Source organism: Actinomadura kijaniata NBRC 14229, assembly GCF_001552175.1.
Taxonomy (GTDB): domain Bacteria; phylum Actinomycetota; class Actinomycetes; order Streptosporangiales; family Streptosporangiaceae; genus Spirillospora; species Spirillospora kijaniata.
This window is the reverse complement of record NZ_BCQR01000172.1, coordinates 1-26,096: the sequence shown is the minus strand read 5'-3', so window position 1 is coordinate 26,096 and position 26,096 is coordinate 1. Positions and strand designations below refer to the sequence as shown.

The 26,096-nt window shown below is 74.7% G+C and carries 23 protein-coding genes; 13 read left to right on the top strand and 10 right to left on the bottom strand.

Translation table 11 applies throughout. The features are described 5' to 3' along the window. Positions 1-177 precede the first annotated feature (177 nt). Positions 178-420 carry a hypothetical protein gene (locus tag AKI01S_RS39385; protein ID WP_067830235.1) on the bottom strand — a complete coding sequence of 81 codons (243 nt, stop codon included), beginning with the start codon at positions 418-420 and terminating at the stop codon, positions 178-180. 122 nt (positions 421-542) lie between these two features. After that, entirely contained in the window at positions 543-1,397 is an 855-nt protein-coding gene (locus tag AKI01S_RS39380; RefSeq protein WP_067830232.1) for a TIGR03619 family F420-dependent LLM class oxidoreductase, read from the bottom strand. Positions 1,398-1,584: 187 nt separating this feature from the next. Between AKI01S_RS39380 and AKI01S_RS39375 the strand changes: the two genes are divergently transcribed. Continuing rightward, complete coding sequence (locus AKI01S_RS39375; protein ID WP_245681963.1) at positions 1,585-2,781, top strand: PP2C family protein-serine/threonine phosphatase; 1,197 nt, start codon at positions 1,585-1,587, stop codon at positions 2,779-2,781. 12 nt (positions 2,782-2,793) lie between these two features. Here AKI01S_RS39375 and AKI01S_RS39370 read toward each other — a convergent pair whose 3' ends face one another. After that, entirely contained in the window at positions 2,794-3,861 is a 1,068-nt protein-coding gene (locus AKI01S_RS39370) for a hypothetical protein (protein WP_218009993.1), read from the bottom strand. Positions 3,862-4,361: 500 nt separating this feature from the next. On the opposite strand from AKI01S_RS39370, the gene AKI01S_RS39365 reads away from it, so the two are divergent. The 4 genes from AKI01S_RS39365 (at position 4,362) to AKI01S_RS39350 (ending at position 10,090) form a co-directional block, all read left to right on the top strand. Beyond that, positions 4,362-5,687 (top strand): tyrosine-type recombinase/integrase, encoded by a 1,326-nt coding sequence (locus tag AKI01S_RS39365; RefSeq protein WP_067830223.1) that lies wholly within the window; start codon positions 4,362-4,364, stop codon positions 5,685-5,687. Positions 5,688-5,961: 274 nt separating this feature from the next. Beyond that, positions 5,962-6,984, top strand: a complete 1,023-nt coding sequence (locus tag AKI01S_RS39360) for an anti-sigma factor RsbA family regulatory protein (protein WP_067830220.1) — start codon at positions 5,962-5,964, stop codon at positions 6,982-6,984. A gap of 28 nt (positions 6,985-7,012) precedes the next feature. Further along, entirely contained in the window at positions 7,013-8,053 is a 1,041-nt protein-coding gene (locus tag AKI01S_RS39355) for a chemotaxis protein CheB (protein WP_169814092.1), read from the top strand. A gap of 81 nt (positions 8,054-8,134) precedes the next feature. After that, positions 8,135-10,090, top strand: coding sequence for a CheR family methyltransferase (locus AKI01S_RS39350; protein ID WP_084000693.1), 1,956 nt, complete (start codon positions 8,135-8,137; stop codon positions 10,088-10,090). Between the two features lie 28 nt (positions 10,091-10,118). Here the strand turns inward: AKI01S_RS39350 and def are convergent, their stop codons facing one another. Together def and AKI01S_RS39340 are read right to left on the bottom strand one after the other, a co-directional pair. Further along, positions 10,119-10,637, bottom strand: a complete 519-nt coding sequence (gene def / locus AKI01S_RS39345) for a peptide deformylase (RefSeq protein WP_174567458.1) — start codon at positions 10,635-10,637, stop codon at positions 10,119-10,121. A 61-nt stretch (positions 10,638-10,698) separates the two neighbouring features. After that, a complete protein-coding gene (locus AKI01S_RS39340; protein ID WP_067830211.1) occupies positions 10,699-10,893 on the bottom strand; it encodes a hypothetical protein in 195 nt (64 codons plus the stop codon). Positions 10,894-11,002: 109 nt separating this feature from the next. Between AKI01S_RS39340 and AKI01S_RS39335 the strand changes: the two genes are divergently transcribed. Genes AKI01S_RS39335 through AKI01S_RS39325 form a run of 3 tightly spaced genes read left to right on the top strand, consistent with a single transcriptional unit; the run spans position 11,003 to position 15,736 of the window. Continuing rightward, on the top strand, positions 11,003-11,470 hold the full coding sequence (locus tag AKI01S_RS39335) for a MarR family winged helix-turn-helix transcriptional regulator (RefSeq protein ID WP_067830245.1): 468 nt from the start codon (positions 11,003-11,005) through the stop codon (positions 11,468-11,470). Positions 11,471-11,477: 7 nt separating this feature from the next. Continuing rightward, positions 11,478-14,522, top strand: coding sequence for an ATP-binding protein (locus AKI01S_RS39330; RefSeq protein ID WP_067830207.1), 3,045 nt, complete (start codon positions 11,478-11,480; stop codon positions 14,520-14,522). A 35-nt stretch (positions 14,523-14,557) separates the two neighbouring features. Beyond that, complete coding sequence (locus AKI01S_RS39325; RefSeq protein ID WP_067830204.1) at positions 14,558-15,736, top strand: FAD-dependent monooxygenase; 1,179 nt, start codon at positions 14,558-14,560, stop codon at positions 15,734-15,736. Positions 15,737-15,770: 34 nt separating this feature from the next. Here the strand turns inward: AKI01S_RS39325 and AKI01S_RS39320 are convergent, their stop codons facing one another. Together AKI01S_RS39320 and AKI01S_RS39315 are read right to left on the bottom strand one after the other, a co-directional pair. Beyond that, positions 15,771-16,889, bottom strand: coding sequence for an MFS transporter (locus AKI01S_RS39320; protein ID WP_067830243.1), 1,119 nt, complete (start codon positions 16,887-16,889; stop codon positions 15,771-15,773). Between the two features lie 157 nt (positions 16,890-17,046). Continuing rightward, on the bottom strand, positions 17,047-17,652 hold the full coding sequence (locus AKI01S_RS39315) for a class I SAM-dependent methyltransferase (protein ID WP_067830201.1): 606 nt from the start codon (positions 17,650-17,652) through the stop codon (positions 17,047-17,049). A 157-nt stretch (positions 17,653-17,809) separates the two neighbouring features. Here AKI01S_RS39315 and AKI01S_RS39310 point away from each other — a divergent pair, with 157 nt between their 5' ends. After that, entirely contained in the window at positions 17,810-19,180 is a 1,371-nt protein-coding gene (locus AKI01S_RS39310) for a serine hydrolase (RefSeq protein WP_169814091.1), read from the top strand. On the opposite strand, the gene AKI01S_RS39305 is transcribed toward AKI01S_RS39310, so the two are convergent. Beyond that, positions 19,156-20,112: a GlxA family transcriptional regulator gene (locus AKI01S_RS39305; protein ID WP_067830195.1), complete on the bottom strand. Its 957-nt coding sequence runs from the start codon at positions 20,110-20,112 to the stop codon at positions 19,156-19,158. The two genes, AKI01S_RS39310 and AKI01S_RS39305, sit on opposite strands and share 25 nt — an antisense overlap. Before the next feature lie 94 nt (positions 20,113-20,206). Here AKI01S_RS39305 and AKI01S_RS39300 point away from each other — a divergent pair, with 94 nt between their 5' ends. Beyond that, positions 20,207-20,671, top strand: a complete 465-nt coding sequence (locus tag AKI01S_RS39300; RefSeq protein ID WP_067830240.1) for a nuclear transport factor 2 family protein — start codon at positions 20,207-20,209, stop codon at positions 20,669-20,671. A gap of 4 nt (positions 20,672-20,675) precedes the next feature. On the opposite strand, the gene AKI01S_RS54450 is transcribed toward AKI01S_RS39300, so the two are convergent. Continuing rightward, positions 20,676-21,713 (bottom strand): PucR family transcriptional regulator, encoded by a 1,038-nt coding sequence (locus AKI01S_RS54450; protein ID WP_281186194.1) that lies wholly within the window; start codon positions 21,711-21,713, stop codon positions 20,676-20,678. Positions 21,714-21,797: 84 nt separating this feature from the next. Here AKI01S_RS54450 and AKI01S_RS53015 point away from each other — a divergent pair, with 84 nt between their 5' ends. The 3 genes from AKI01S_RS53015 (at position 21,798) to AKI01S_RS39280 (ending at position 24,573) form a co-directional block, all read left to right on the top strand. Next, complete coding sequence (locus tag AKI01S_RS53015; RefSeq protein WP_067830192.1) at positions 21,798-22,727, top strand: proline dehydrogenase family protein; 930 nt, start codon at positions 21,798-21,800, stop codon at positions 22,725-22,727. A 144-nt stretch (positions 22,728-22,871) separates the two neighbouring features. Further along, positions 22,872-24,089: a DUF6745 domain-containing protein gene (locus AKI01S_RS39285; protein ID WP_067830189.1), complete on the top strand. Its 1,218-nt coding sequence runs from the start codon at positions 22,872-22,874 to the stop codon at positions 24,087-24,089. Between the two features lie 13 nt (positions 24,090-24,102). Continuing rightward, a complete protein-coding gene (locus AKI01S_RS39280; protein WP_174567457.1) occupies positions 24,103-24,573 on the top strand; it encodes a DUF8820 family protein in 471 nt (156 codons plus the stop codon). 232 nt (positions 24,574-24,805) lie between these two features. Here the strand turns inward: AKI01S_RS39280 and AKI01S_RS39275 are convergent. Further along, the coding region (locus AKI01S_RS39275; RefSeq protein ID WP_157420484.1) for an FtsX-like permease family protein at positions 24,806-26,096 on the bottom strand (1,291 nt) is incomplete at its 5' end.

Genomic DNA, 26,096 nt, shown 5'->3' with positions numbered 1-26,096 from the left:
CACCCAGTGATCATCTGGCTGGTGGAAAGAGTACGAGGCGGCAACCGCCACCGCAGCCTGATCGATGGCTTTCCCGGACCGGCCGGCGGGCCCGGCGTTCGGCGGCCAGGTGGTGGGTGAACGCGGCGACGCCCCCGGTCCGGAGCGGGCCGGGTGCGTCTCCTCCGTGGGCCGGGGTCAGCCGTAGATCCAGAGGTTCCACCACTCGCGGGTGAAGCTCTGCTGGCAGTAGTAGCCGGTGCCGCCGTCCGCGTAGGACCGGCCCGCCTCCTCGCACGCGTCCTTGTGCGGGTAGCGGCCCCCGAACTCGGTGCCCTGCGCCGACACTCCGCCCGAGATGGACGCCGCCGCCGGGACGGCGGTTCCGGCCAGTGCGGTGGCGCCGATGGCCAGTGCCGCGAAAACGTGCTTGACCGACAAGATGCTTTTCCTCCTGGATGATCCGCGTGAGGGGCCGCGTTGGTCGACGCGGCCCGCATGTGATCATCGGCCGCCGCGCGTGCGCCGGTCTTGAACGAATTTGTGCATGCCGTGGCGAGGCGTCAGCCGGAGAGGGAGAAGCGTTCGGCGAACGCGGACATCTCCTCTCGCTGCCGTTCCGGCTCCGCCGTGGCGGGGGCGACCACGATGCGGGTCACGCCCTGGGCGGCGAACGCCTCGACCCGTTCGGGGGTCATGTCGATCGATCCCCATCGCGTGTACTCCAGCGCGCCGGGGTCGCGTCCGGCCTCCGCGGCGGCGGACCGGGCCAGCTCCCACTGGGCCGCGCGCTCGTCCGGCGTGAGCGCGCCGCCGGGAAAGTAGCCGTCGCCGCGTCGCCCGGCGCGGCGGGCGGCGGCCCGGCTCGAACCGCCGACGTGGATCGGCAGGTGGGTGACCCCGTGCGGCTTGGGGTAGCTGACCGCCCGGTCGAGGCCGAAGAACTCGCCGTCGAAGTCGACGCCCTCCTCGTCGCCCCCCCACAGCAGCCGCAGCACGTCGATGGCCTCGTCGGCGCGGCGTCCGCGCGTGCCGAAGTCCACCCCGACCGCCTCGGCCTCGCCGGGCAGGGCGCCCAGTCCCACGGTCAGCAGCCGCATCCTCCCCCTGGACAGCACGTCGATGGTCGCCAGGCGCTTGGCCAGGGTCACCGGGTGGTGGTACGGCAGCAGCAGCACGGCCGTGCCGAGCAGAAGGCGCCGGGTGGCCGCCGCGACGAAGGTCAGGCAGTCGAGCGGATCGGGGTAGGGCAGCGTCGGCGGGAACTCGAAGGAGCCGAGCGCGGCGCCGGGGTACAGCACGACGTGCTCGGGCAGGTACAGACCCTCGAAGCCGCAGTCCTCGGCGTGCCGGGCGTAGGCCACGAGCCGGTCGGGGTCGAGGCCGTCGGCCGTGGAATAGCTGATCGCGAATTTCATCGTCGTCCTCGGAACTCGGTGATCGCGATCACGCTAGAAGCCTGACGCCGACGTCAGGCAAGCGCACGGCCGGACCACCGGCCGTGCGACCCCTCCCGCGATGCCCTCGGTGTGATCTTCGGATGCCGGAGATTCCTCGGACCGGCCACGGGAAGAAGAGGGGAACCCGGGAGGATGCGAGGTGGACGTGGACGGTCTGAGACTGGAGGAGCTGCTGGCCGCGGCCGAGCGGGCCGCGCCGATGGAGTCGGTGGACGTCGTGGCCGCCAACCTGCGCCGGCGGTTCGACGCCGGACGGGTGTCCTTCCTGTTCGCCGACCTGGTCGGCCAGCAACTCGTCCGGCTGACGGCCCAGGACCGGGAGCGGGACGACGGGGACGTCGAACGCATCCGGCTGGCCGGGAGCGTCTACGACGACGTCCTGCGTGACCAGCGCCCCCTGCACGACACCCGGGCCGAGGACGGCCACCGTGTGATCGCGCCGGTCACCAACCGCGGCGACTGCATCGGCCTGCTGGAGCTGACCCTTCCCCACGTCGACGACCACGTCCTCGACCAGGTGGCCGAGGCGGCCCACGCGCTGGCCTACGTCATCGTCACCGACCGTCGTTTCACCGACCTGTACCACTGGGGCAGGCGCACCACCCCCGTGAGCCTGGCCGCCGAGATCCAGCACCGGCTCCTGCCCTCGGCGGCCTGCTGTGAGGCCTCCCAGTTCGCCCTCGCCGGGGCCCTGGTGCCCGCCGACGACATCGGCGGCGACACCTACGACTACACCCTCGACCGCCGCACCCTCCACGTCTCCATCACCGACGCCATGGGCCACGACGTCGACTCGGCCCTGCTGGCCACCCTTCTGGTCGGCGCGCTGCGCTGCGCCCGCCGCGAGGGCCGCGGCATCGTCGAGCAGGCCGTGGAGGCGCATCGGGCGCTGGCGGACAACGGACGCGAGGGCTTCGCGACGGGGCAGCTCCTGCGCGTCGACCTGGAGAGCGGATCCTGCCACCTGGTCAACGCCGGTCACCCCTGGCCGATCCTGCTGCGCGACGGGCGGGCCGAGCGCCTCACCCTGGAGGTGGACCTGCCGTTCGGCATGCCCGTCACGATGCCCTATCGCGCGCAGAGGATCGATCTGCGCCCCGGCGACCGGTTGCTGCTGCTCACCGACGGCGCGCTGGAGCGCGGCGCCGCCTCCCTGGACGTCTTCGAGCTGTTGTGCAAGACCCGCGACCTGCACGTCCGGGAGGTCGTCCGGGCGCTGACCACGGCGGTCCACGACGCGTGCGGGGGCCACCTCCAGGACGACGCCACCGTGCTGTGCCTGGACTGGCACGGCACGGCCGCCGCCAGGCGGCAGGCCGACGAGGGCTCCTCCGGTCCCTGACGGGGCGGCCGGTCAGGACCAGCGGTCGTGCAGCTCCTCCAGGCGCCGCGCGCGCTCCTGGTCGCCCAGCGCGATCCTGATCCGCGCGGGCCGGCCGGCCGCGTCGAAGTCGGCGTGGACGGGGTAGAGGCCGTCGCCCCAGCTCGTCGCGAACGCCAGCGTCCGCGCCCCGCCCACCACGGTCACGCCGCTCTCGGTCCCGGACGCGCGGATCAGGGACAGGACCTCGAAGTGGTGGGAGTGCGGGCGGAAGTCCACGGCCAGGAGGCGGTCGGGGGAGGCGTCCGCCCACTCCCGCACCGCCATGGCGCGCTCGACGGCCGCCCGCGCGTCCAGGTCCGCCCAGCCGCGCACGCCCTCCTCGCCGGGCCGCCCCAGCGGGGGCGCGTCGAAGTACGCCGCCGCCTCCTCCTGCGAACGTCCCCAGAACGCCACGTCCGCCAGCCCGTCCAGCGGCTCGTCGTGCCGCCAGGACCCCAGCGCGTCGGCGTCGATCAGGCTGAGGCGGGCCGCGTCCACCCCCACCGTGTCCAGGCGGCGGGAGGCCACGGTCCCGGCGTCCGAGACATGGACGGTGATCGTCTCCCAGCGCACGCCGATGCGGCCGTAGTCGCGGCGGGTCCCCGTCACCCGCAGCTCGCTCCCGGCGGGCAGCGGGGCGACCACCACCGGCACTCCCTGCATGATGAAGCCGTCGCCGCCCGCGCGGGCGGCGCGCTCGGCGCGCTCACGGTGGGGAACGCGGTCGGGGAGGCGTTCCACGCGCGCGTCCAGCCCGTGCTCGCGGCGGTGCGCCTCGAACGACTCGACGATCTTCGGGACGCCGTGCGCCGGGATGTCGTACAGCCACGTCCCCGACTGGCGGTCGAAGCTGCGGGCCGCCCGTTCGGCGTCCGGGCCGACGATCTCCAGGTCGGCCGCGTTCGCCACGCTCTCCCGCAGCGCCGGGTCCGTGATCCCCGCCAGCAGGTCCGCGTCGGCGACGGGCGCGGCGTCCCCCGACCACAGGCCCAGATAGCCCGTGTCGGCGATCACCAGGCGGCCGGAGGGGCAGGTGACGGTTCCGAATTCGATCTCCACCGGACGCAGTATGGGCGATCGGTGGAGGAAGCACATCCGGCGCCGCCGGTTCCGCCCCACCCATACGGACGCTCGCGCCGGGACACCGATCGCGGTTGCGGACGCCGAATTCGGTCTACATTCGGCCCTCAAAAGTGCGGTACATAATCGGCCGAGCCCGCCGGTCCGGGTCGTGTGCGACGCCCGTCGAAACGCCGCCGACTGCAGGGTGTCCGTGATGGTGAATATCTGAGACCAGATGAGTGAACGCGGTATTTGTGCAGGTGGTAGGTGATTGATGCGGTGTTGGGCGCGTCAATTGCCGTGCCGCGGCGGGTGTGAGGAAGGGTGCCCCCGGACCCAGGTTCCCGCCGACTGCCGAAAACGAATTAATTTCGGCAATTTTCTGGCCAGTGCCTGGTGGTTGGCGTTAAATGGGTTCCGAACGGTCGGACGCACTGGGAGGGACGGCGATGTCTGTTCCGGCAGCGCGTCAGGCGACGACCCGGAGCGGTTGCCGGATGCGGCTGTCGCCCGCCCGGCGCGCGGCGGACGCCCGGTGGTGTCCGGAGCGGGAGGTGTGGGAGTCGTACCGGGTGACCCTGGAACGCTGCGGGCTGTCCGCGGGCACCCGGCGGGTGTACGCCTCCCGAGTGGGCGAGTTCCTGGGCTGGCTGGCCCGGACCCGGACGGAGGACGGCGCGCACGCGGGCGTCGACGCCGCCCTCGCCCTGCGCGACGGCGCGGAACGCGACCGGGCCGTGCGGCGGTTCCGGGAGCATCTGGTGGACGAGCACGGGTGCGGGGCCGCGACGATCAACAACTACCTGGCCGCGCTCGACCACTTCTACCGGGCGCACCAGGGCCTGGGGGCCGCGAGGGCCTCCCGGGAACGGCCCGGGGAGCCGGCGACCGCGCCGGACTCGACGGAGCTGCGCCGCTTCCAGTCGGTGGTGGCGCGCCTGCCGTCCCCCCGGGACCGCGCGATCTGCGTGCTGGCCCGGTACGGAGGGCTGCGGGTGGCGGAGCTGGCCGCCGCGGGCGTGGACGACGTGGTGTATGACGAGCACGGGATGCGGATGGTGGCGCGGGGCCCGGACGGGACCGTGCGCCGGACCGGCCCGGCGCTGCCGGAGGCCGCGCGGGCCGCGGTGGAGCACTGGCTGCGGCGCGGACCGTCGGCCCCGCCCCCGGACGGGCGGTCCCGCGGCCCCCGGCCGCTGTTCCCCGGCCGGAGCGGCCGGGGACTGTCCGAGCGCCGGATCCGGCAGATCCTGGCCGATGTCGCCTCGGCGGCGACCGTGCCGGTCACCGCGCACCGGCTGCGCCTGGCCCTGACGGCGCAGCTGTGCCGCTCCGGGCATCCCGCGGCGCAGGTCCAGCAGTGGCTGGGCGGGCGGCCTCCCGAGCCCGACGCCCGTCCGGTCCGCCGGGCGGCGGCGCCGGCGGCCCGCCCGCTGCCGGAGACCATCGAGGCTCGCACACGGCAGATAGCCGAGGCCCGCACACGGCTCGAACGGACCCGGACGGAGGCCACGCGGTTGGCGGCCACCGGGGAACGGCTGCTCGACCGCGCCGCCCGCCAGCTCCGCAGGGGGCATCTGTCCGTGGCCCAGGCCCACATGGCGGCGGCCGCCGCCTACGAGTACCTGGCCGACACCGATCCCGCCCGGTATGAGGACAAGGCCCGCAGCTCCCAGGAGGCGGCGACGGCCGCACGTGAACGCTCACGCATCTGCCGGAGCCGCCTGGCCGAGCCCGCGAACCCACCGGCGGGCCCGTCGGCGGAGGGGACGGCGTCGTCCGCCTCCACCGGCAGACGGAGACGGATCCATGAACGGGCATAACGAACAACACAGGCCCGGACGGCGGTATCCCCCCACTTGCCGTCCGGAGGGTTGGTGGGGCGCGCTCCCCTCCTGCCATCACGTGCCGCTTCGCACGGATGCGCTCGGCGCGCCCCGCCAACGCCCTTCCGCTCCGCCCTGCGTCATGGCGGGTTCGGCGGCGCTTCCCCAGGGCTCTGCGACGCCTTACGAGTCTCCCATGCCCGGGCCCGGGGAGGGGGGCTCCCGCCGTTTCGCCGGCGCCCGTGCCCCACGGTAGGAAAGGACGTCGGTCATGTCCGGATCTCCGGACCGGTCACGCGACGGGCCTCAGGGCCCGTGCACGCACCAGACGTTGCCGTACACCAGCCAGACCCGCCTGCTCAGCGCCGCCCGGCCCTACGTGGAAGAGGGGCTGGCACGGGGTGAGACCGTCGTGGTGGTGGCCGCCGACGCGTTCCTGGGCCGGTTGCGCGATCTCCTGCCGGAGGAGATCACCGACGGGGCCGGTCCGGAGCGGATCCGCCTGGTGTCGGCGGACGCGTGGTACACGCACCCGGCCCGCACGCTGACCACGGTCCACGACATGGTCGCCCAGGCCCGCGACGGCGGGGAGCGGATGCGCTTCTGGGGGGAGCTGCCCTGGGCACGGTGGAGCGTGCCGCAGGCGCGGCAGTGGCTGCGCTACGAGGTGCTGCTGAACGTCGTGCTGGCCGAGCAGCACGTGACCCTCTGCTGTCCGGTCGACTCCGCCCGCCTGCGGCCGTCCGTCCTGGAGGGCGTGTACGCCGCCCACCCGCACCTGGTCGAGTCCCGGCGGCGGGCCAACCCGCGCTACCAGCCGCCCGAGCTCCTTCTGCGGCGGCTCAACCGCACCCGGCTGCCGGATCCCCCGGCGGACGTCCGCCGCATCGACTTCGACCACCGCGACCTGGCGGAGGTGCGCCGGTCCGTGGCCGCCGCCGCCCGGTCGGCCGGGCTGCCCGACGACCGGGTCTTCCCGGTGGTGCTGGCGGTGGCCGAGCTGGCGGCCAACGCCGTGGTCCACGTCGACGGGCCCGGCCGCCTGGAGGTCTGGTCGTCGCCGGGCGAGCTGGTGTACCAGATCCGCAGTCACGGGGCGGCGCCGATGCCGCCGGCCTGCGGTTTCCTGCCGCCCGACCCGCTCAGCACCACCGGCCGGGGGCTGTGGATGGCGCGCCAGCTCGCTGACGTGCTGGAGGTGGGGGTCTGCGACGGGGACGGCCGGGGCCGCGCGGACGGCGGGGATACCGCCGTCCGCGCCCATTTCGCCCTGCCCCGCCTTACCCGTGCATGAGAACCGGATGCGAGGGCATGACCAGACCGTGACCGACCAGCCGGATCCGGAGCACCGCCGGGACACCGTCGTGATCGCCGCGTCGGCGGGCGGGATCTCGGCGATGCAGAAGCTGCTCGCCCGGCTGCCCCGCGACCTGCCCGCGACGATCCTGGGCGTGGTGCATCTTCCCGCCACCGCCAACAGCGTGTTGCCGCAGGTGGTGACCCGCCGGTCGGCGATACCCGCGGAGTTCGCGCGCGACGGCGTCGAGCCCCGGCCGGGACGGCTGTACCTGGCCCCGCCCGACCGGCACCTGCTGCTGGTCGAGGACCGGCTCCGGCTGTCGACGGGCCCCCGCCAGAACGGGCTGCGCCCGGCGGCCGACCCGCTGTTCTTCAGCGCCGCCCTCGCGCGCGGCCGGCGGCTGATCGGGGTGGTGCTGAGCGGGATGCTGGACGACGCCGCGGCCGGATGCGCGGCCGTCCAGGAGCACGGGGGCCTGGTGGCCGTCCAGGACCCGGCCGAGGCCGACTACGACGGGATGCCCAGGGCCGCCCTGGCCTCGACCACCGACGCCTTCCTCGGAAACCTGGAGGGCATCGCCCGATTCGTCAGGGACCAGACGCGGGAGGCGGGGATGACGGACAAGGGTCCCGACCCGGACCCGGACCTGCACCAGGCGGTGGAACGCCTGCTCAGGGTGGACAACGGCTGGACCGAGTCACCGCCGCACGAGTACTCGGGGCTCACCTGTCCCGAGTGCGGCGGTCCGCTGTACAGCCGGTCGGCGCCCGCCGGGTCGATGCGGATGGAATGCCGGATCGGCCACGGCTGGTCCCCGCAGTCGCTGCTGGAGAGCCAGGACCGGACGGTGGAACGCGCGTTGTCGATGGCGGTCACGCAACTGGCCGAACGGACCGTCCTCACCCGCAGGCTGGCCCAGGCCGCCGCCGAACGGGGCCACCAGCTCTCCCGGGACCAGTTCGCCGACAAGGCCCGCCAGACCGAGGAGGCCGCCGAGACGCTCCAGCGGATGCTCGCCGAGCTCCTCGCCCGGCAGGACGATCTCGCGAACGGCTCCCACTGAGACGGCTCCCGCCGGACGACTTCCGCTGAGCGGTCCGGCCGTGTCCTGCGCGCGGCGGCGTCGCTGTCTAGACTTGAGGACGTGACCGAACGCGACTCCGACAGCACCGGCGAACCCGGCGGCGACCAGGAGGGTTTGCAGGAGGTGCTGAGGTTGCTGCACGCCTCGCGCGGCATCGACTTCACCGGATACAAGCGTTCCACCCTGCTGCGCCGGATCAGCCGGCGCATGGCGGCCCTCAACGCCCGCACCTACGCCGACTACTGCGATCTGCTGGAGCTCCATCCCGAGGAGTTCACCCGCCTGCTGGACAGCCTGCTGATCAACGTGACGGGGTTCTTCCGCGACCCGGCCGCCTGGGAGGTCGTCGCCGAGCGGGTGGTGCCCCAGATCCTCGCGGGCAAGGCGCCCGGCGCCCCGATCCGGGTCTGGAGCACCGGCTGCGCCACCGGCGAGGAGGCCTACACCCTGGCGATCATCCTGGCCGAGGCGCTGGGCATCCCGGCGTTCCAGGAGCGCGTCAAGATCTACGCCACCGACGTCGACGAGCAGGCGCTCCAGACCGCGCGGACCGGGGTGTACGCCGAGCGCCGCGTCCAGGACGTGCCGCCGGAGCTGCGCGACCGGTTCTTCGAACCGGTCGGCACCGGGTACGCCTTCCGCCGCGACCTCCGCCGCCAGGTGATCTTCGGGCGCAACGACCTGACCCGCGACGCCCCGATCTCCCGGATCGACCTGCTGACGTTCCGCAACACCCTGATGTACTTCAACTCCGAGACGCAGCGCTCTGTCCTGCGCCGGATCCACTTCTCGCTCGCCGACTCGGGCTACCTGTTGCTGGGCAAGGCCGAGATGCTGGTCCATCACGGTTCGCTGTTCGAGCCGGTCGATCTCCGCAAGCGGGTCTTCCGCAAGCTGCCCGGATCCCCGCCCCCGGAGCGCCGCCAGGCCGAGCCGCCGGAGGAGCTCACCGCGCGCCTGGGCGTGGTGCGCGCCGCCGCCCTCGCCGCCGGCCCGGTGGCGCAGCTCGCCGTCGGCGTGGACGGCAACCTGGTGGTCGCCAACACCCGTGCCCAGCACCTGTTCGGCCTGTCGTCCAGCGACGTCGGCCGCCCGTTCCGGGACCTGGAGATCTCCTACCGGCCCGTCGAGCTGCGCTCCATGATCGACCAGGTCGAGCGCACGCTGCGGCCGCAGGAGGTCCAGGGGGCGCAGTGGCGGGGGCCGCAGTGGCAGGCCGACACCGACGCCACCTTCGTCATCCTGGACATCTGCGTGGTGCCGCTGCTCGACCGCACCTCCACCCTCGTCGGGTTCGGGATCAGCTTCACCGACGTCACCAGCGGCGTCCGGCTCCGTGAGGAGCTCGAACACGCCAACGAGGAGCTGGAGCGCGCCTACCAGGACGTGCAGTCCCTCAACGAGGAGCTGGAGACCACCAACGAGGAGCTCCAGTCCACCAACGAGGAACTGGAGACCACCAACGAGGAGCTCCAGTCCACCAACGAGGAGCTGGAGACGATGAACGAGGAGCTGCGGTCGACCAACGACGAGCTCCAGGACATCAACGACGCCCTGCGCTCCCGGACCGAGGAGCTCCACCACACCAAGACGTTCTTCGAGTCGGTGTGGGAGAGCCTCGGCCACGCCGCCCTGGTCCTGGACGACGAGCTGCGCGTGATCGTCTGGAGCCAGGGCGCCACCGAGCTGTGGGGTCTGCGCGCGGACGAGGCCCAGGGCCGCCACCTGGCGACGCTGCCCATCGGCCTGCCAGCCAAGGAGCTGCTGCCGAGCCTGCAACGGATGCGGCGCTCCCCGGCCCCGCCGCTGCGGTCGACCTTCGACGTCGACGCGGTCAACCGGCTCGGGCACTCCCTGAGGCTGGAGGTGGACGCCCTGCCGCTGCGGCAGGGACCCGCCAGCGGCGGGATCATCCTGCTCGTCAACCGCGTCGACGCGGCCGAGAAGGCCGTGTCCCCGTCGGCCGACGGCGGAAAGGGCCGCCCGCCGGTCTCCCCGGCGGTCGAGGACGGCTAGGGCGCGGGGCCGCGACGGCCGTCCGGCGTCACGCCTCGGCGCGCATGGCCTCCATCTCCTTCAGCACCTTCTTGCGGGCGCGGGCGGAGAGGCGGTCGATGTACAGCTTGCCGTTCAGGTGGTCGGTCTCGTGCTGGAGGCAGCGGGCCAGCAGGCCGGTGCCCTCGACGGTGATGGGGGAGCCCTTGACGTCGAAGCCGGTGACGGCGGCGCGGTCGGGGCGGGCCAGCGGGGCGTGCGGGCCGGGGACCGACAGGCAGCCCTCGTCACCGTGGTCGAGGTGGCGGTGCTCGGGGAGTTCGAGCGTCGGGTTGACCACGACGCCCTTCTGGTGCACGCCGTCCTCGTCGGGGCAGTCGTAGACGAACACGCGCAGGTCCACGCCGATCTGGTTGGCGGCCAGGCCCACGCCCTCGGCCGCGTACATGCTGGCGAACATGTCGTCGACCAGTGCGGCCAGCGCGTCGTCGAACTCCTCGACCGGACGGCACGGCCGGTGCAGCACCGGCGTCCCCACGATCGTGATCGGTCGCGCCGTACCCGTCATGCGCCTCCCCTTCCGAAAGTCCCGCCACATGGTATTCGGCGACGGAGGGTGACGGGGAGGGTCAGCCGTGCCCGTTGAAGACCAGCCAGACGCCGGCCAGCACGTGCGCGATCAGGGTGATGGCCAGGGCGACCTTGAACAGGGCCTTGGCGGTGGGGTGGTCGAACTGCGAGCCCTTCTCCGGCCCGACCGCCGACCGCTCCAGCGCCTGGTCCTCCAGCTCGTCCAGGGAGGGCAGGAACGAGGGGCGTCTCATCGGTTCTCCTCTCGGCGTGCCGGGTGTCCGTTGGCCCGCAAATACTTTGTACACCAATCATTGGTACGATTCCTTTATAGTTCAGGACGCTCGCCGGGTGGAGTCCGTGATGGCTGATGTGACCGAGACCACCGATCCCCTCGCCCTGGAGAACCAGGTGTGCTTCGCGCTGGTCGTCGCCTCGCGCAGCGTGCTGGCGCTCTACCGGCCGATCCTGGAGCCGATGGGCCTCACCCACCCCCAGTACCTGGTGATGCTGGCGCTGTGGGAGCACCGCCACCTGTCGGTGAAGGAGCTGAGCCGGCTCCTGCAACTCGACCCCGGCACGCTGTCCCCCCTCCTCAAACGCCTGGAGACGGCCGGTCTCATCCAGCGCGAGCGCGACGCCCGCGACGAGCGCCTCCTCCGCGTCACCGTGACCGCCGAGGGCCGGGTCCTGCGCGAGCAGGCCGAGAGGATCCCCGCCCGGATCATGGAGACGCTGGGCATGGGCATGGCCGAGCTCCAGGACCTGCACCGCACCCTGACCCGCGTCATCGACGCCGCCTCGGCGAACGACCCCCGGTCCGGCGGATAATCGCCGCGTGCGGTTCGGGGTCCTGGGGCAGACGCGGGCGTGGCGCGCCGACGGGACCGAGATCCCGCTGGGCGGCCCCGCGCGCCGTGCACTGCTCGCGCTGCTGCTGGAACGCCCCGGCGAGGTCGTCCCCGCCGGGCTGCTGGTCGACGAGCTGTACGGCGGGGACGGCGCGCACGCGTTGCAGGCGCAGGTGTCCCGGCTGCGGCGCGACCTCGTCGTGGAGCGCGTCGGATCGGGCTACCGGCTCGACGCGCGGCCCGAGGACGTGGACGCGGGCCGCTTCGAGCGGCTGGCCGACGAGGGGCGGGCCGCGCTGCGCGCCGGGGACCCCGAGGGCGCGGCGCGGCTGCTGCGGGAGGCCCTGGGCCTGTGGCGCGGCGAGGCGTTCGCCGACGCCCCCGGGCGCGCGACGGCCCACCGCCTGGAGGAACGCAGGCTGACCGCCCTGGAGGACCGGCTGGAGGCCGATCTGGCGTCCGGCCGGGACGTGGTGCCCGAGCTGCGCGGGCTGGCCGCCGCCCACCCCCTCCGCGAACGCCTCCACGCCCTGCTCATGCGGGCCCTGCGCGCGGAGGGCCGCCCGGCCGAGGCGCTGTCGGTGTTCGAGGGGACCCGCCGGACGCTCGCCGCCGAGCTCGGCGCCGATCCCTCGCCCGACCTGGCGGGCCTGCACCGCGACCTGCTCACCGCCGCGCCCGCCCGGCCGCCCGCGCCGCTCACCGGGTTCGTCGGCCGCGCCGACGAGATCGCCGGGCTGCGCGGCCTGCTCGCGGACGCCCGCCTGGTCACCCTGGTCGGGCCCGGCGGCGTCGGCAAGACCCGGCTGGCGATCGAGGTCACGCGGCGCTGGGACGGCGAGGTCTGCTTCGTTCCGCTCGCCGCCGTCGGCGAGGCGGCCGGGCTGCCGCTCGCGCTGCTGGGCGCGCTCGGGCTGCGCGACGGCGGGCTGCTGTCCGGGCCCGGCGGTGAGCCCGTGGAACGCCTGGTCACCGCGCTCGGCGACCGCGACCTGCTGCTCGTCCTCGACAACTGCGAGCACCTGGTCGAACCCGTCGCGGACCTGGCGTGGGGACTGCTGTCGTCGTGCCCGGGGCTGCGCGTGCTGGCGACCGGCCGCGAGCCCCTCGGCGTGACCGGGGAGCACCTGTGGCAGGTGCGGCCGCTGCCCGGGGACGCGGCGGAACGGCTGTTCACCGAACGCGCGCGGGCGGTGCGGCGCGGGTTCGTCCCGGACGCGCGGGTGGGCCGGGCGTGCCGGGCGCTGGACGACCTGCCGCTGGCGATCGAGCTGGCGGCGGCGCGGCTGCGCACGCTGACGCTGGACGAGCTGACCGACCGCCTCGACGACCGTCTCGGTGACCGGCTCGGCCTGCCCGGCAGCCGTGCGGGCGAGGCGCGGCACCGCACGCTGCGCGCCGTCGTTGAGTGGAGCTGGGACCTGCTGACCGGGGACGAGCGCCGCGCCGCCGCCCGGTTCTCGGTGTTCGCCGGGGGCGCGACCGCCGCGGCGGCGCGGGCCGTCTGCGGTCTCGGGACGCCGGAGTCCCTGGTCGACAAGTCGCTGCTGGAGTTCGACAACGGCCGGTTCCGCATGCTGGAGACCATCCGCGCCTACGCCGCCGAACGCCTGGCCGCGCTCGGTGGGACCGCCGACGCCGAACGCGCCCACCTTGCCCACCACCTGGAGACGGCCCGTGCGCTCGCCCCCGACCTGCTGGGCCGCGGCCAGCTCGCCGCGCTGCGCGCCCTGGCCGCCGACCACGACGACCTCATGGCCGCGCTGCGCCGGACCGTGCGCGCCGGGGACGTGGACGCCGGGCTGCGGCTGCTCGCCGCGCTGTCCACATACCTGTGGATATCCGGGCGGTGCCGGGACGCCGCCGGGACCGCCGGGGCGCTCCTCGACCTCGCCGGGGACGCCGTCCCCGCCGGACTGGAGGAGGAGTACGCGCTGTGCGCGACGGTCGCGGCCTCCGACCGGGCGGGCCTGGCGGCCTGGCGGCGGCACCGGGACACCGCCGCGGCGGCCGTCCTCGCGGGCGACGGGCCGCGGCGGCACCCGGCGCTGGGCTTCCTGTGGCTGATGGCCCGCGCCGCCGACAGCTCGATCGAGCTGGCCTACGCGCTGATCCGCGCCGACCTGCGCAGCCCGCACCCGTGGGCGCGGGCCGCCGCGCACCTGATGTGCGGCTACCCGGAGACGGCCCGGGGCGACGCCGCCCGCGCGGAGGCGGAGTTCGGCCGCGCCCGCACGCTGTTCCGGGAGGCGGGGGACCGGTGGGGGACGGCGTTCGCGACCGACTCGCTGGCCGGGCTGCTGGCGCTGCGCGGCGAGTGGGACCGGGCCGTCGCGCTGACCGACGAGGCGCTGCGGCTGATGGAGGAGCTCGGCGCGGTGGACGACCAGTGCGACCTGCTGTGCAACCGGGGCGACCAGCGGTTCGCCGCCGACCCGGACGGGGCGCGCGAGGACTACGCCCGCGCCGCCGGGCTGGCCCGCCGCGCGGGCAGCGCCACCTACCTTGCGTCGGCGCTGCGGGGCCTCGGCGACGTCGCGCTGTGGCGGGGCGACGTCGCCGAGGCCGGGCGGCTGTACGAGGAGGCGCTGGACCGGTTCGACCCGCGCTGGCTCCGGACCCTCGGCAGCCGGGCCCGCGCGTTCGTCGGCGCGGGCCGGGTCGCGGTCCGGGCGGGCGACACCGCCGGGGCGCGGGAGCGGTTCCGGCAGGCCGCCGCGTCGGCGGCGTCGCTCGGGGTCTACTACGAGTCGGCGCGGGCGGCCGTCGCGATGGCCGGGATCGAACCCGACCCGGAGGCGGCGGCGCGGCTGCTCGGCGCGGCGTCGGCGCTGCGCGGCGCCCTCGACGACGGCGAGTGGCGGACCGTCGCGGACACGGTCCGTTCCACGCTCGGCGACGACGCCTACGACGCCGCGTTCGCGGCCGGCGCGCGGCTGGGGCGCGAGGGGGCGCTGCGGCTGCTCGGGGTCGGCGAGGACGTCATCGCCGCCGCCCCCGTCCTGGCCGGCCCGCCGGTGAGCGAGCGGTGAGGGCGCGGTGAGCGCCGCCGGACAGGCTCGCCCCCATGAACGACGTCCTCATCTCCGGCGCCTCGGTCGCCGGTCCCGCGCTCGCCCACTGGCTCACCCGGCACGGCTACTCCGTCACGATCGTCGAGAAGGCCCCCGAACTCCGTGACGGCGGCTACGCCGTCGACTTCCGGGGCCGCGCCCACCTCACCGTGCTGCGCCGCATGGGCATCCTCGACCAGGTGCACGCCGCGCGCACCGGGCTGGGGCCCTTCACCCTGGTCAACGCCGACGGCGAACCGCTGGTGGAGCTGCCCGGCGACCTGTTCTCCGGCGACATCGAGATCCTGCGCGGCGACCTCGGCCGCATCCTGTACGACCTCACGAAGGACCGCGCCGAGTACCGCTTTGGAGACTCGATCGCCGCGCTGGAGGAGGACGGCGACGGGGTGACGGTCACGTTCGACAGCGGCCCGACGCGCCGCTTCGACCTGGTGATCGGCGCCGACGGGCTGCACTCCAACGTGCGCCGCCTGGCGTTCGGCCCCGAGGAGCGCTTCGTCCGCCACCTCGGCCTCCACACGGCCGTGTTCAGCACGGGCAACCTCCTCGGCCTCGACCACGCGGGCCTCGGCCACAACGCCCCGGGCCGCGTCGTCGGGTTCTACAGCGCCCGCCACGACACCGAGGGCCGCGCCGTCTTCTTCTGGGGCTCCCCGGAGCTGGAGTACGACCGGTACGACACCGCCGCCCAGAAGAGGATCCTCGCCGAACGCTACGCCGACGTCGGCTGGGTCACCCCCCGGCTGCTGGCCGCCCTCGACGACGCCCCCGACTTCTACTTCGACGCCGTCGCCCAGGTCCGCATGGACACCTGGACGCGGGGCCGCGTCGCGCTGGCCGGGGACGCCGCCCACTGCCCGTCGCCGCTGTCGGGCATGGGGACGGGCCTGGCCATGGTCGGCGCGTACGTGCTGGCCGGGGAGCTCGTCGCCGCCGGAGGGGACCACCGCGTCGCGCTGCCGCGCTACGAGCGGGTCATGCGCCCCTACGCGCAGGGCTGCCTGAGGCTGGGCCAGGGCGCGGCGAACTTCATGGTCCCGCCCAACCGCCTCATGAACTGGTTCGTGCGGGCCAACTACCGGGTACTGCCCTACCTGCCGTGGAAGGGCCTGATGGCCCGCGCCGCCCGCAACGCCGCCGAGGGCGTCGACCTGCCCGACCACGGGCTGTGACGCCCCGCGGACCGGCGCGCGGCCGGGGCGGCGGCTACGCCCTCCGCGCCGCGCGCCGGTCCAGCAGCGCGGGCACCAGCGCCGCCGCCATGACGGCCGCCGTCACCGCGAACCCCACCCGGTAGTCGAACCCGCCCGCCACGAACCCGAACCCCACGGCCCCGATCCCGATGCCCGCGTCGTAGGCGAGGTTCCACAACGTGCTGACGGTGTCGAACTCCTCGCGCTCCACGCGTTCGAACATCACCGCCAGGGTCGCGTTCTGCGCGATCCCGAACCCCGCCCCGAACAGCGCCGCCGCCGTCAGCGCCACCACCGGCGCGTCGACCCGCACCAGCAGCGCCAGCCCCGACGCCGCCAGCACCACGCTCGGCACCAGCAGCGCCGCCGACCGCCCGTAACGTCCCGCCGCCCACCGCGCGACCGGCGTGACGCACGACTGCACGAACAGCGCCACCGCCGCCCAGCGCCGCTGCCCCGGGGGCATGGCCAGCGGCAGGAACGTCGACATCACCCCCGAGGCCACCGTCGTCGCCCCGAAGATCAGCGAGGGGCGCAGCAGCCCGGCGTTCCGGATCCCCGCCAGCAGACCGGCGCCGTGCGCGACGCCGTCGAGGTGCCGCGACGGCAGCCCCAGCGCCGCCGGCAACGGCACCAGCGCCACCAGCGCCCCGGCGGCGAACACCGGCTCGTACCCGACGTGCAGCCCCAGCCACACCCCGAGCGGCAGCCCCGCGATCCCGGGCGCGCTGACCACGACCCCGTAGACGCCCAGGACCTCGCTGCGGCGCCCCTCGGGCGCCAGGTCGGCCACCACCGAGGTCGAGACGACGACCACGATCCCCAGCCCCGCCCCGCGCACGAAGCCCAGCGCGAGCACCGGCAGGAACGCCCGCGAGTCCGCCGCCGCCAGCGCCCACAGCCCCAGCGACGGCACCCCCAGCAGGAGCAGCCCCGCCGCCGTCACCGCCCGGGGCCCGAACCGCCGCGTCCACCGGGGCGTCAACGGCTCCGCCAGCACCGTCCCCAGCATCAGCACGCCCGTGGACAGGCCCGCGCCCGCGTCCCCGGCCCCGTTGGCGGACACGAACAGCGGCACCGACGACATCAGCAGGAAGATGCTCGACACGGCCCCCGCCGTGGAGACGAACATCAACGCGAGCGGACGGCCCACCAACCGAGGCCGCCGAACCCCAGCCACCACAACGCCTCCCAGTCCCGACGCCCACCTCAGCCCAGCTTCGGCGAAGACGGCCCGCGGCGGATCGGCCGCATGCCCTATTTCGGGGCCCGGACTTCCGTGGGAGACGTCAGTGGCGGGGCGCGCGGACGGCGCGGACGAGGGTGTCGACCGCGTGCCGGGTCTCGCCCTCGACCTCGACGGGACGCAGGACGCGTTCGGCGCGCTGGATCGTCAGGCCCGACAGCGCGCCGGTCACGCTGTCGGGGGTGTGCAGGATCGCCGGGTCCTGCGGGCCGCCGACGCCGTCGGTCAGGTTCGCGCGGTCGTGGCCCACGAACAGCAGCACGCCGCCGGGGCGCAGCGCGGCGGCGGCCTTGCGCAGCACGTCCGCCATGTCCGCGGCGGGCAGGTGCAGGTAGGCGATCACCACGGCGTCGAAGGCATCCTCCTCCGGGCGCCACGCCGTGATGTCCGCGACGACGGCCTCGACCTCCAGCGACCGCGCCTTCGCCAGCTCACGGGCGCGTTCGACTGCGACGGGGGAGAAGTCCACGGCGGTGACGCTCCAGCCGTGCTCGGCGAGCCACAGGGCGTTGCGGCCCTCCCCGGCCGCCAGGTCCAGCGCCCGGCCGGGCGTCCGCCCGGTGAACTCCTCGGCGACGAACCGGTTCGGCTCGGCGGACCACAGCATCTCCCGCGCGGCGTATCGACTGTCCCAGGCGTTGGCGTCCACGCCGCCATCGTAGACGTCGCCCCCGACGGCACGGGCGGCCCGGTGGCCCTCCGCCAGTGCCGCGATCTTCCGCTTTTCCGAAGACCGCCATCAAGATCACGATATGGTCTGGTTCCTCCAGGGAAAGGGGAAACCTGTGGGTCGTCCATGGTTCCGCGTGTCCGTCGCGCTCGCCGTCACCGCCGCCGCCGTGTCCCTGCCGGGACAGGCGCAGGCGGCCTCCGATCCGCTCGCCGAGAAGCTGCGGCGGACGATCGACGGCCTGCGCTTCCAGGAGGTCCTGGACACCGCGCCGCCCGCCTCACCACAGGCCAAGCGGCTGCCGACCGTGGACCGGGAGCGCCAGACCACCGCCGACGTGCGGCGCCTGGCCGCCACCGCCGCTCCGCAGCCGATCTCCCAGCAGCCGCAGATCGACGCCACCGTCATCGAGCTGGACGGCCGGGGACGGCCCGTCCGGTCCGGCACCGTCCTGATGAGCCCGCTCTACCCGAAGGGCGTCACGGTCCCGGTCGACCGGAACCTCTCCACCACGTCGGTCCGCTGGCGGCAGTGGGACGACAAGGGCTGGTACGCCAACAAGGGCCAGGGCACGATCGACGTGGTCCCGGGACGCGAGAACGCCCCGCTGGACCACATGCTCGCCTACCCCGCCTCGGTCCTGAAGCTGATGGTCAACTTCGGGGTCCTGCGCCTGGTCGACAAGGGCGAGATCACGCTCGACACCGTGTACGACTACCGGCCCGACCCGGTCAGCCCGCTGTGCGGCGGCGCGACCTCCAAGCCGGTCCGCCAGTACATGGACGAGTCGCTGACCTGGTCGTCCAACGGCGCCTCCTGCGCCCTCATCAAGCTCCTGCACGACCGCGGCGCGATCGACCCGCTGAACCGGACGTTCCAGGACCTCGGCCTCCAGACGCTCCAGCTCAAGAACACCAACCCCGCCAACGGCGGCCGCTGGTCCAACTCCGTCACGATGAGCTCGCTGGACACCGCCAAGCTGCTCACCCTGATCAACGGCGCGCCCGGCACGGTCTGGAAGGCCCCGGACGGCACGCCGGTCACCCGCGACGTCCTGTCGGCCGCCTCCCGGGGCTTCTTCCTGGAGAAGCTCTCCCAGCAGGGCTTCAACGACATGCTCTCCTCGGTCAACCGCTGCGGCGCGGACTACCCGGCCCCCGGCATCCCGCACAAGGTCGCCGACCGCTGGATCGGCCCCGACGGCACCGTCACCGTGAACGGCCAGAAGTTCGGCCGCGACGTGCGGCCCTGCAACGCCAAGGCCGAGGTGACGTTCGCGCACAAGACCGGCTGGGTGAACAACTCGGCCGCCGACGCGGGCATCATCCGCTCCATCCGCAAGAACGGCCGCCGGTACATCGTCGCGGTCTTCTCCAACCTCGGCACCCAGTACGTCGACGCGAACCGGCCCGCCGTGGAGCCGGGGACCTACCCGTACTCCTACACCGAGAAGTTCGCGAAGCTCGGCAACCTGATCGACGCCTACGAGAGGCGCCGCGCCTCCTGACGCGAGGTCCGGAAGCGCGCCCGGTACTCCGACGGCAGCACTCCCAGCCGCCGGAGGAACGCCCTCCGCAGGGACTCGTCGCTTCCGAACCCCGCCCGCGCCGCCGCCTCCGCGACCGACTCCCCGGCGTCCAGCGACGCCTGGGCGGCCTCCACCCGCACCGCCTCGACGTAGGCGGCGGGCGTGCCGCCGACGTGCTCGCGGAACAGCCGGGTCAGGTGCCGGGCGCTGACGCCGGCCCGCGCCGCCATCGCCACCGCCGAGTGGTCGGCGGCCGGGTCGGCGACCACGGCGTCCACCGCCGCCCGCAGCGGCCCGCTCCGGGGCCGGGGGGTGCGCGCCGCCACCGAGAACTGCGACTGCCCGCCCGGCCGTTGCAGGAACACGACGAGGTCCCGCGCCACCTCCCGCGCCAGGTCCGCGCCGTGGTCCTCCTCCACCATCGCCAGCGCCAGGTCGATCCCGGCCGTGACCCCGGCCGAGGTCAGCACCCCCCGGTCCCGCACGTAGATCGCGTCCGGTTCGACGGCGACCCCGGGATGCAGCCGCGCCAGCAACCCGGCGTACCGCCAGTGGGTCGTGGCCCGCCGCCCCTCCAGCACCCCGGCCGCCGCCAGCACGAACGCCCCCGTGCACACCGACGCGACCCGCCGCACGCGGGGAGCCGCCTCCCGCACCGCCGCCAGCAGCCCCTCCGGCAGCGCGTGCCGGGGCAGGTCCGGCCCGCCCGGCACCACCAGCGTGTCCGCCTCGGGCACGCCGCGCACGGTCACCAGCCGCGTCCCGGCGGCCGTGCCGACCTCGCCCCCGTCCGGGGAGCACAGCACCGTCTCGTACGCCGCGCCCAGCCGCCCCGCCGTGCCGAACACCTCCAGCGGGGCCGTGACGTCCATCAGCCGCACACCCGCGTACGCCAGGACCGCGATCCTCATCCCGCCACGCTAACCGCCCCGCATGTCCGGATGTGCGGGATTCCTGGCCGGACGGACACGGCGCGGCGGCGGCCGCCCCGGCATGCTCGACGCCATGGACACGACCCGACGACCGCCGTTCCCGCCGTTCACCGAGGAGACCGCCCGCGCGAAGGTCCAGGCCGCCGAGGACGCCTGGAACACCCGCGACCCCGAACGCGTCGCCCTCGCCTACACCCCCGACTCGGTCTGGCGGAACCGCGACCGGTTCCTCCGGGGCCGCGACGAGATCGTGAGGTTCCTGACCGCCAAGTGGGAGCGCGAGCGGGACTACGCCCTGCGCAAGGAGCTGTGGGCCTTCACCGACGACCGCATCGCCGTCCGCTTCCAGTACGAGTGGCACGACGACGCGGGCCAGTGGTGGCGCAGCTACGGCAACGAGCTGTGGGAGTTCGACGGCGACGGCCTGATGCGCCGCCGCGAGGCCAGCATCAACGACGTCCCGATCACCGACGCCGAGCGCCGCGTCAGGGGTCCCCGCCCGCCGGAGGAGCACGGCGCGTCGATCCCCCTGCGCTGACCGGTCAGCGCAGGTGGGCGGCCTTGAGCGCCATGTGCAGCAGCAGCCGGTCCGCCCCGGAGTCGAGGTCCAGGCCCGTCAGCTCCTCGATCCGCGACAGCCGGTAGTAGAGGGTCTGGCGGTGGACGTTCAGCGCGGCGGCCGTGCGCTGGGCGTTCCCCGCCTGGTCCAGGTAGGTCTCGGCGGTCAGCCGCAGCGGCGCGTTCTTCGGGTCCAGCAGCGGTGCGACCGCCGGGTCGCCGTCCGACAGCTCCGTCAGCATCCGGTACGGCCCCAGCGCGTCCCACGCCGCCACCGGCCCCGCGCCCGGAACGTCCCGCGCCACCCGCAGCGCCGCCCGCGCCTGCCGGACCGCCTCCCGCACCCGCCCCAGGTCCCGGCCCAGCCCGCTGACCCCGACCGCCCCGGCCCGCGCCGCGATCCGCGCCGCCTGGGCCCTCCCCTCCGCCAGGTCCCGCACGGGCGCCAGCAGCACGTCCCGCGTCGCGATCATCCCGTACGGCGCGGGCCGCAGCTCGCCGCCCACCACCATGACCACGAACGGGGAGGCCGCCACGGCGTGGTCGGCCAGCAGGGAACGCCCCTCGGCGCGCTCGGCCTCCGCCTCCGCCAGCAGCAGCCCCAGCGCCCGCGACGGCCGCCCCTGCTCGGCCAGCAGCGCCCCCGCCGCGTCGGCCAGCCGCATGGCCTCCGCCAGCCGGGGGTCGTCGAGCCCGATCGCGCCCTCGTCCAGCAGCCACAGGTACCCGTAGGTCACGCCCGCGTCCCGCGCGGGCAGGCACAGCCGGGCCAGCACCCCGGTCCTCGGATCGTGCGGGGTCCGCACCGGCCCGGCGGCCCGCGCGATCCCGAAGCTCTCGAACCAGGCCCGCACGCCGGCGGGCGAGCTGCGGCGCAGGATCGACCCGGTCCGCACCGCGTCCAGATCGCCCTCCTGCGCCGCGAAGGCGATCAGCCGGAAGTCGCGGTCCTCCAGCGTCGCCGGGGCCGCCAGCAGCGCCGAGACCTCGTCGACGAGCGCCTGGAAGTCGCCTTCATACACATGTACAAGTATGTTCCGCCCGTTGTCGCTGTCCCGGCACCGCCACGCCTCCCTACCGTCGGGGACGGAAGAAGGAGGTGCCCGATGCTCGGTCCCGTTCTGTTGGTCGCGTCCCGCAGCGACGCGATGCGCAAGCTGGTCGCCGGCGCGCCCGTCACCCGGCCCGTCGTGGACCGGTTCGTCGCGGGCGAGACGCTGGCCGACGCCCTGACGGCGGTCCGTTCGCTGACCGGCGACGGCATCGAGGTCACCCTCGACCACCTCGGCGAGGACATCACCTCCGCCGCCGAGGCCCGCGCCACCCGCGACGCCTACCTCCGCCTGCTGGAGGCCCTGGCCGGGGAGGGCCTGGGCACCCGGGCCGAGGTGTCGGTGAAGCTGTCGGCGTTCGGCCAGGCCCTCCCGACCGGCGGCGACGACCTGGCCTACGAGGGCGCGCGCCGCGTCGCCGAGGCCGCCCGCGCCGCCGGGACCACCGTCACCCTGGACATGGAGGACCACACCACCGTCGACTCCACCCTCGGCATCCTCGCCAAGCTGCGCGAGGAGTACCCCGAGACCGGCGCGGTGCTCCAGTCCTACCTGTTCCGCACCGAGGACGACGCCCGCGCGCTGGCCACCGAGGGCTCCCGCGTCCGCCTGGTCAAGGGCGCCTACCGCGAGCCCGCCACGGTCGCCCACCAGGACAAGGCCGAGGTCGACCGCGCCTACGTCCGCTGCCTGAAGATCCTCATGGCGGGCCGGGGCTACCCGATGATCGGCTCGCACGACCCGCGCCTGATCCAGATCGCCCGGGAACTGGCCACCCGCCACGGCCGCAAGCCCGGCGACTACGAGTTCCAGATGCTCTACGGCATCCGCACCGACGAGCAGCACCGCCTGACCGGGCAGGGCCACCGCGTCCGCGCCTACATCCCTTACGGCGCCGACTGGTACGGGTACTTCATGCGCCGGTTGGCCGAGAGGCCGGCGAACCTGACGTTCTTCCTGCGCTCCTTCCTGCCCTCCAGGTAACGGACTTCGTCCGGCGTACAACGGCGTGCGCCGGGCGGGACCCCGTCCGGGACCGGCCGTGCGAAAAGACCCTTGTGTCCGCGCGGCCGGTCCTGTCATCATCCAGGACATGATCGATGGAAAGGCGGCCGGCGAAGTCACCCGGTGACCCGCCCGGCGAAGCCGCGTGAGCGCGGCGCACGAGTTCCCGTCCCATCCCCGATCGACCGCTGGCATGAGGCCGCGGCGATCCGCGACGAGTGGCTGACCGAAGCCCTCTCCACGCGACCGGCGGACCGTTCCGCGGCGGAAGCCGCGATCGGCGGCCTGTACGCCCTGGTCGGCAGGGAGCCCCCGGACTTCGTCTGGGTGGACTCGCCCGCCGCCGCGCTGAACGCCCTCCCTCCCGACCCGCCGCCCCGCCTGAACGCGGACTTCCTGCGCACGGACCCCGGCGGCTGGCCGGTGGCGCTGCTGCTGGCCAACCTGGTCTCCGACCTGCGCGCGGGCCTGGACGCCCGCCGTCGGCGGGCCCGGCGGAGCCGGTGGTACCGGCCCCCGGAGGGCAGCACGGCGGAAGAGCTGCTGGCCGACGGCGAGGACCTGCCCAGCGTTCTCCGCTGGATGTTCCACGAACCGCTCCGGGCCTCCGTCCTCGACTCGCTGCGGAACCACATCCGCGCGGTGCTCGGCAACGAACGCGGCGACCTGCCCTGGAGCGGCCAGCACGACGCGCACTGGGTCGCCGGGTTCGACGTCCACCGGCGGCTCGGCATGGCGCGCTACCGCGGGCCGGACGAGGCCCAGCTCGACCTGTGGGCGGCGCTGGCGCGTTCCTGCGGCTGGTGGTGGCCATACGACGAGGTCTGCGTCGTCACCGAACGCCCCGCCGAGATCCACGCCGAACCCGGGCCGGGCCGCCCCGACGGCGAGATCCGGCTCCACAACCCCGACGGACCGGCCCTGCGTTACCGCGACGACTGGGCCCTGTACTTCTGGAACGGCACCCGCGTCCCGGCCTGGGTCGTCACCGACCCGGACCCGGCGCGCGTCGCCGCCGAGCCGAACATCGAGGTGCGCCGCTGCGCCATCGAGAAGATCGGCTGGGAGGCGTACATCGAACGCGGCGGCCTGCGCCTGCTCGCGACCGCCCCCGACCCCGGCAATCCCGGCTGCGAACTGCGGCTCTACGAACAGCCCGGCACCGGCCCGGCCTCGTTCACGAACATCCTGCTCGCCGTCAACGGCTCCGTCGAGCGCGACGGGCGCCGCCGCCGCTACGGCCTGAACGTCCCCACCTTCCTCGACGATCCGGTGGCCGCCGCGGCCTGGTCCTACGGGCTGGACGCCGCCCAGTACGCCACCCTCGTCCGACGTACCTGAACAGGTGATGCGCATGACCACCCTCACGCTTTCCGACCTGACCGCCCGCACCGGCCTCGACGTCCTGGACCACCTGGAGCGGGACGTCACCATCCCCGTCACCGGCGGCCTCCAGGCCCAGGGCGACCTGCTCGTCATCCCCCTGGCCATGCTCGGGAAGGCCGTCTCGATCGACTCGTGGGCGTCCTGGCTGGAGGTGCCCGCCGACGGCGTCGAGGTGCTGCGCGGCGCCGCCGGAGGCAACCCGCACACCCTCGTCGCCGAGCCCGGCGCCTGCGAGTGGACGACGAACCTGGCCGACACGACGCGCCTGGCCATCGGCGCGTTCCGCACCACGGCCCCGGCCTACCTGCTGCATCCCGAGCACGGCGGGTCGGGCATCGCGCCCGGCACCTACGTGATCCGCCGCCAGCGCGAGCGCGGGATGGCGCCCACGCCGTTCTCCGGCGTGCGCACCGGCGGCGTCCGCTTCATCGCCGACTGAACGCGGCGGACCCCGCCACGCGTCGGGGGCGTGGCGGGGTCTCGCCCGGTGGCCCGGGGCCTGTTTCAAAGTGGGCCTCAGCCACGCGCGAGCGCGTGACCTGACCTGCGGGGCCGACGCCGGAGGCGAGGGTCCGCAGGTCTGATCGCGGAGCGATGTCGCGCTCGCCAAGACCTGGTGAGGTGCGAGCCCCCGGGGCGAGCGCCGTAAGCCAGGGCTTTTGGAACACGACCTACTCGCGGACGCCGAGCCCCTCCACCGGCGCGGACCGCAGCGCGGCCCGCGCCGGGAGGGCGGCGGCCAGCAGCGCCAGCAGCCCGGCCCCGCCGACGATCCCCAGGTAGCCGAGGACCGGGACGTGCGGGGTGGCGGTCCCGGTCATGCCGGAGCTGTAGGCGACCAGCGTCACCAGCGCGACCAGCGTCCCGAGCACCGCCGCGACCAGCACGACCACCAGCGTCTCCAGCCGCACCATCCGCAGCACCTGCCGTCGCGTCGCGCCGACCAGGCGCAGCAGCGCCAGCTCCCGGGAGCGGCCCGCGACGGCCATGGCCAGGGTGTTCACCATCGTGATCGCGGCGAACGCGACGATCAGTCCGAGCGCCAGCCGGTTGACCGCGCCGCCGTCCCTGCGTTCCACGGCCGCGGCCCGGTCCCGCACCGGCGCCCCCGCGGCGGCGGCCAGCGCGTCCCGCGACACGCCCGGCGCGGCGACCAGCACCGTGCTCAGCGGGGCGTCCACGTGCGCGGCGACCAGCGCGTGCGGCAGCGTCAGGTCCCCGAACCCGAGCCCCCGCCGGTAGACGGCCACGACCCGCAGCGTGACCGGCGTCCCGTCGGCCATGGAGAACGACACCCGGTCGCCGACCTTCATGCCGATGCCCTCGCGGGCGGCCATGGTCCCGTTCCCCAGCTCCGCCAGCGACCCGGACGTCACGCCGAGGTCCATGGTCGCGTCCAGCCCCTCGGCCGTCACGCCCTGCACGCCGTAGGGGCTGTTGATCGCCCGCACCCGCGTGTGCAGCACCTCGGTCGCGGCCCGCACGCCCGGCACCCGCCGCACGGCCTCGGCCGCCCGTCCCGGCACGCCGGGGCCGATCACGTGGGTGGCGAGGGTGCCCTCCCTCGCCTGCCGTTCGCCCGCGCCCGTCAGCGTCGTCTCGGCGAACAGCAGCGTCGAGGACAGCGCGATCATCAGCGTGAGCGGCGCGACCACCGGGGCGAGGCGGCGCGCGCCCGCCCGCAGGTTCAGCGACGCGAGCCCGCCCGTTCCCGGCAGCGGGGCCAGCGCCAGCGCGGGCGGCCCCAGCACGACCCGGGCGAGCACCGGGCCCAGCAGCGTCACCGCCGTCGTCCACGCCAGCGCGGTCAGCGGCGTCAGCGGCCCGGCCGCCGCGTCGGTGCGCACCGACGCCAGCACGCCCGTCAGCACCGCGCCCACCGCCAGCGCGACCACGCCGCCGGCGACCCGCGCCCACGGCACGCGCGTCACCGCGCCCGACGCCTCGCCCAGGGCCTCCACC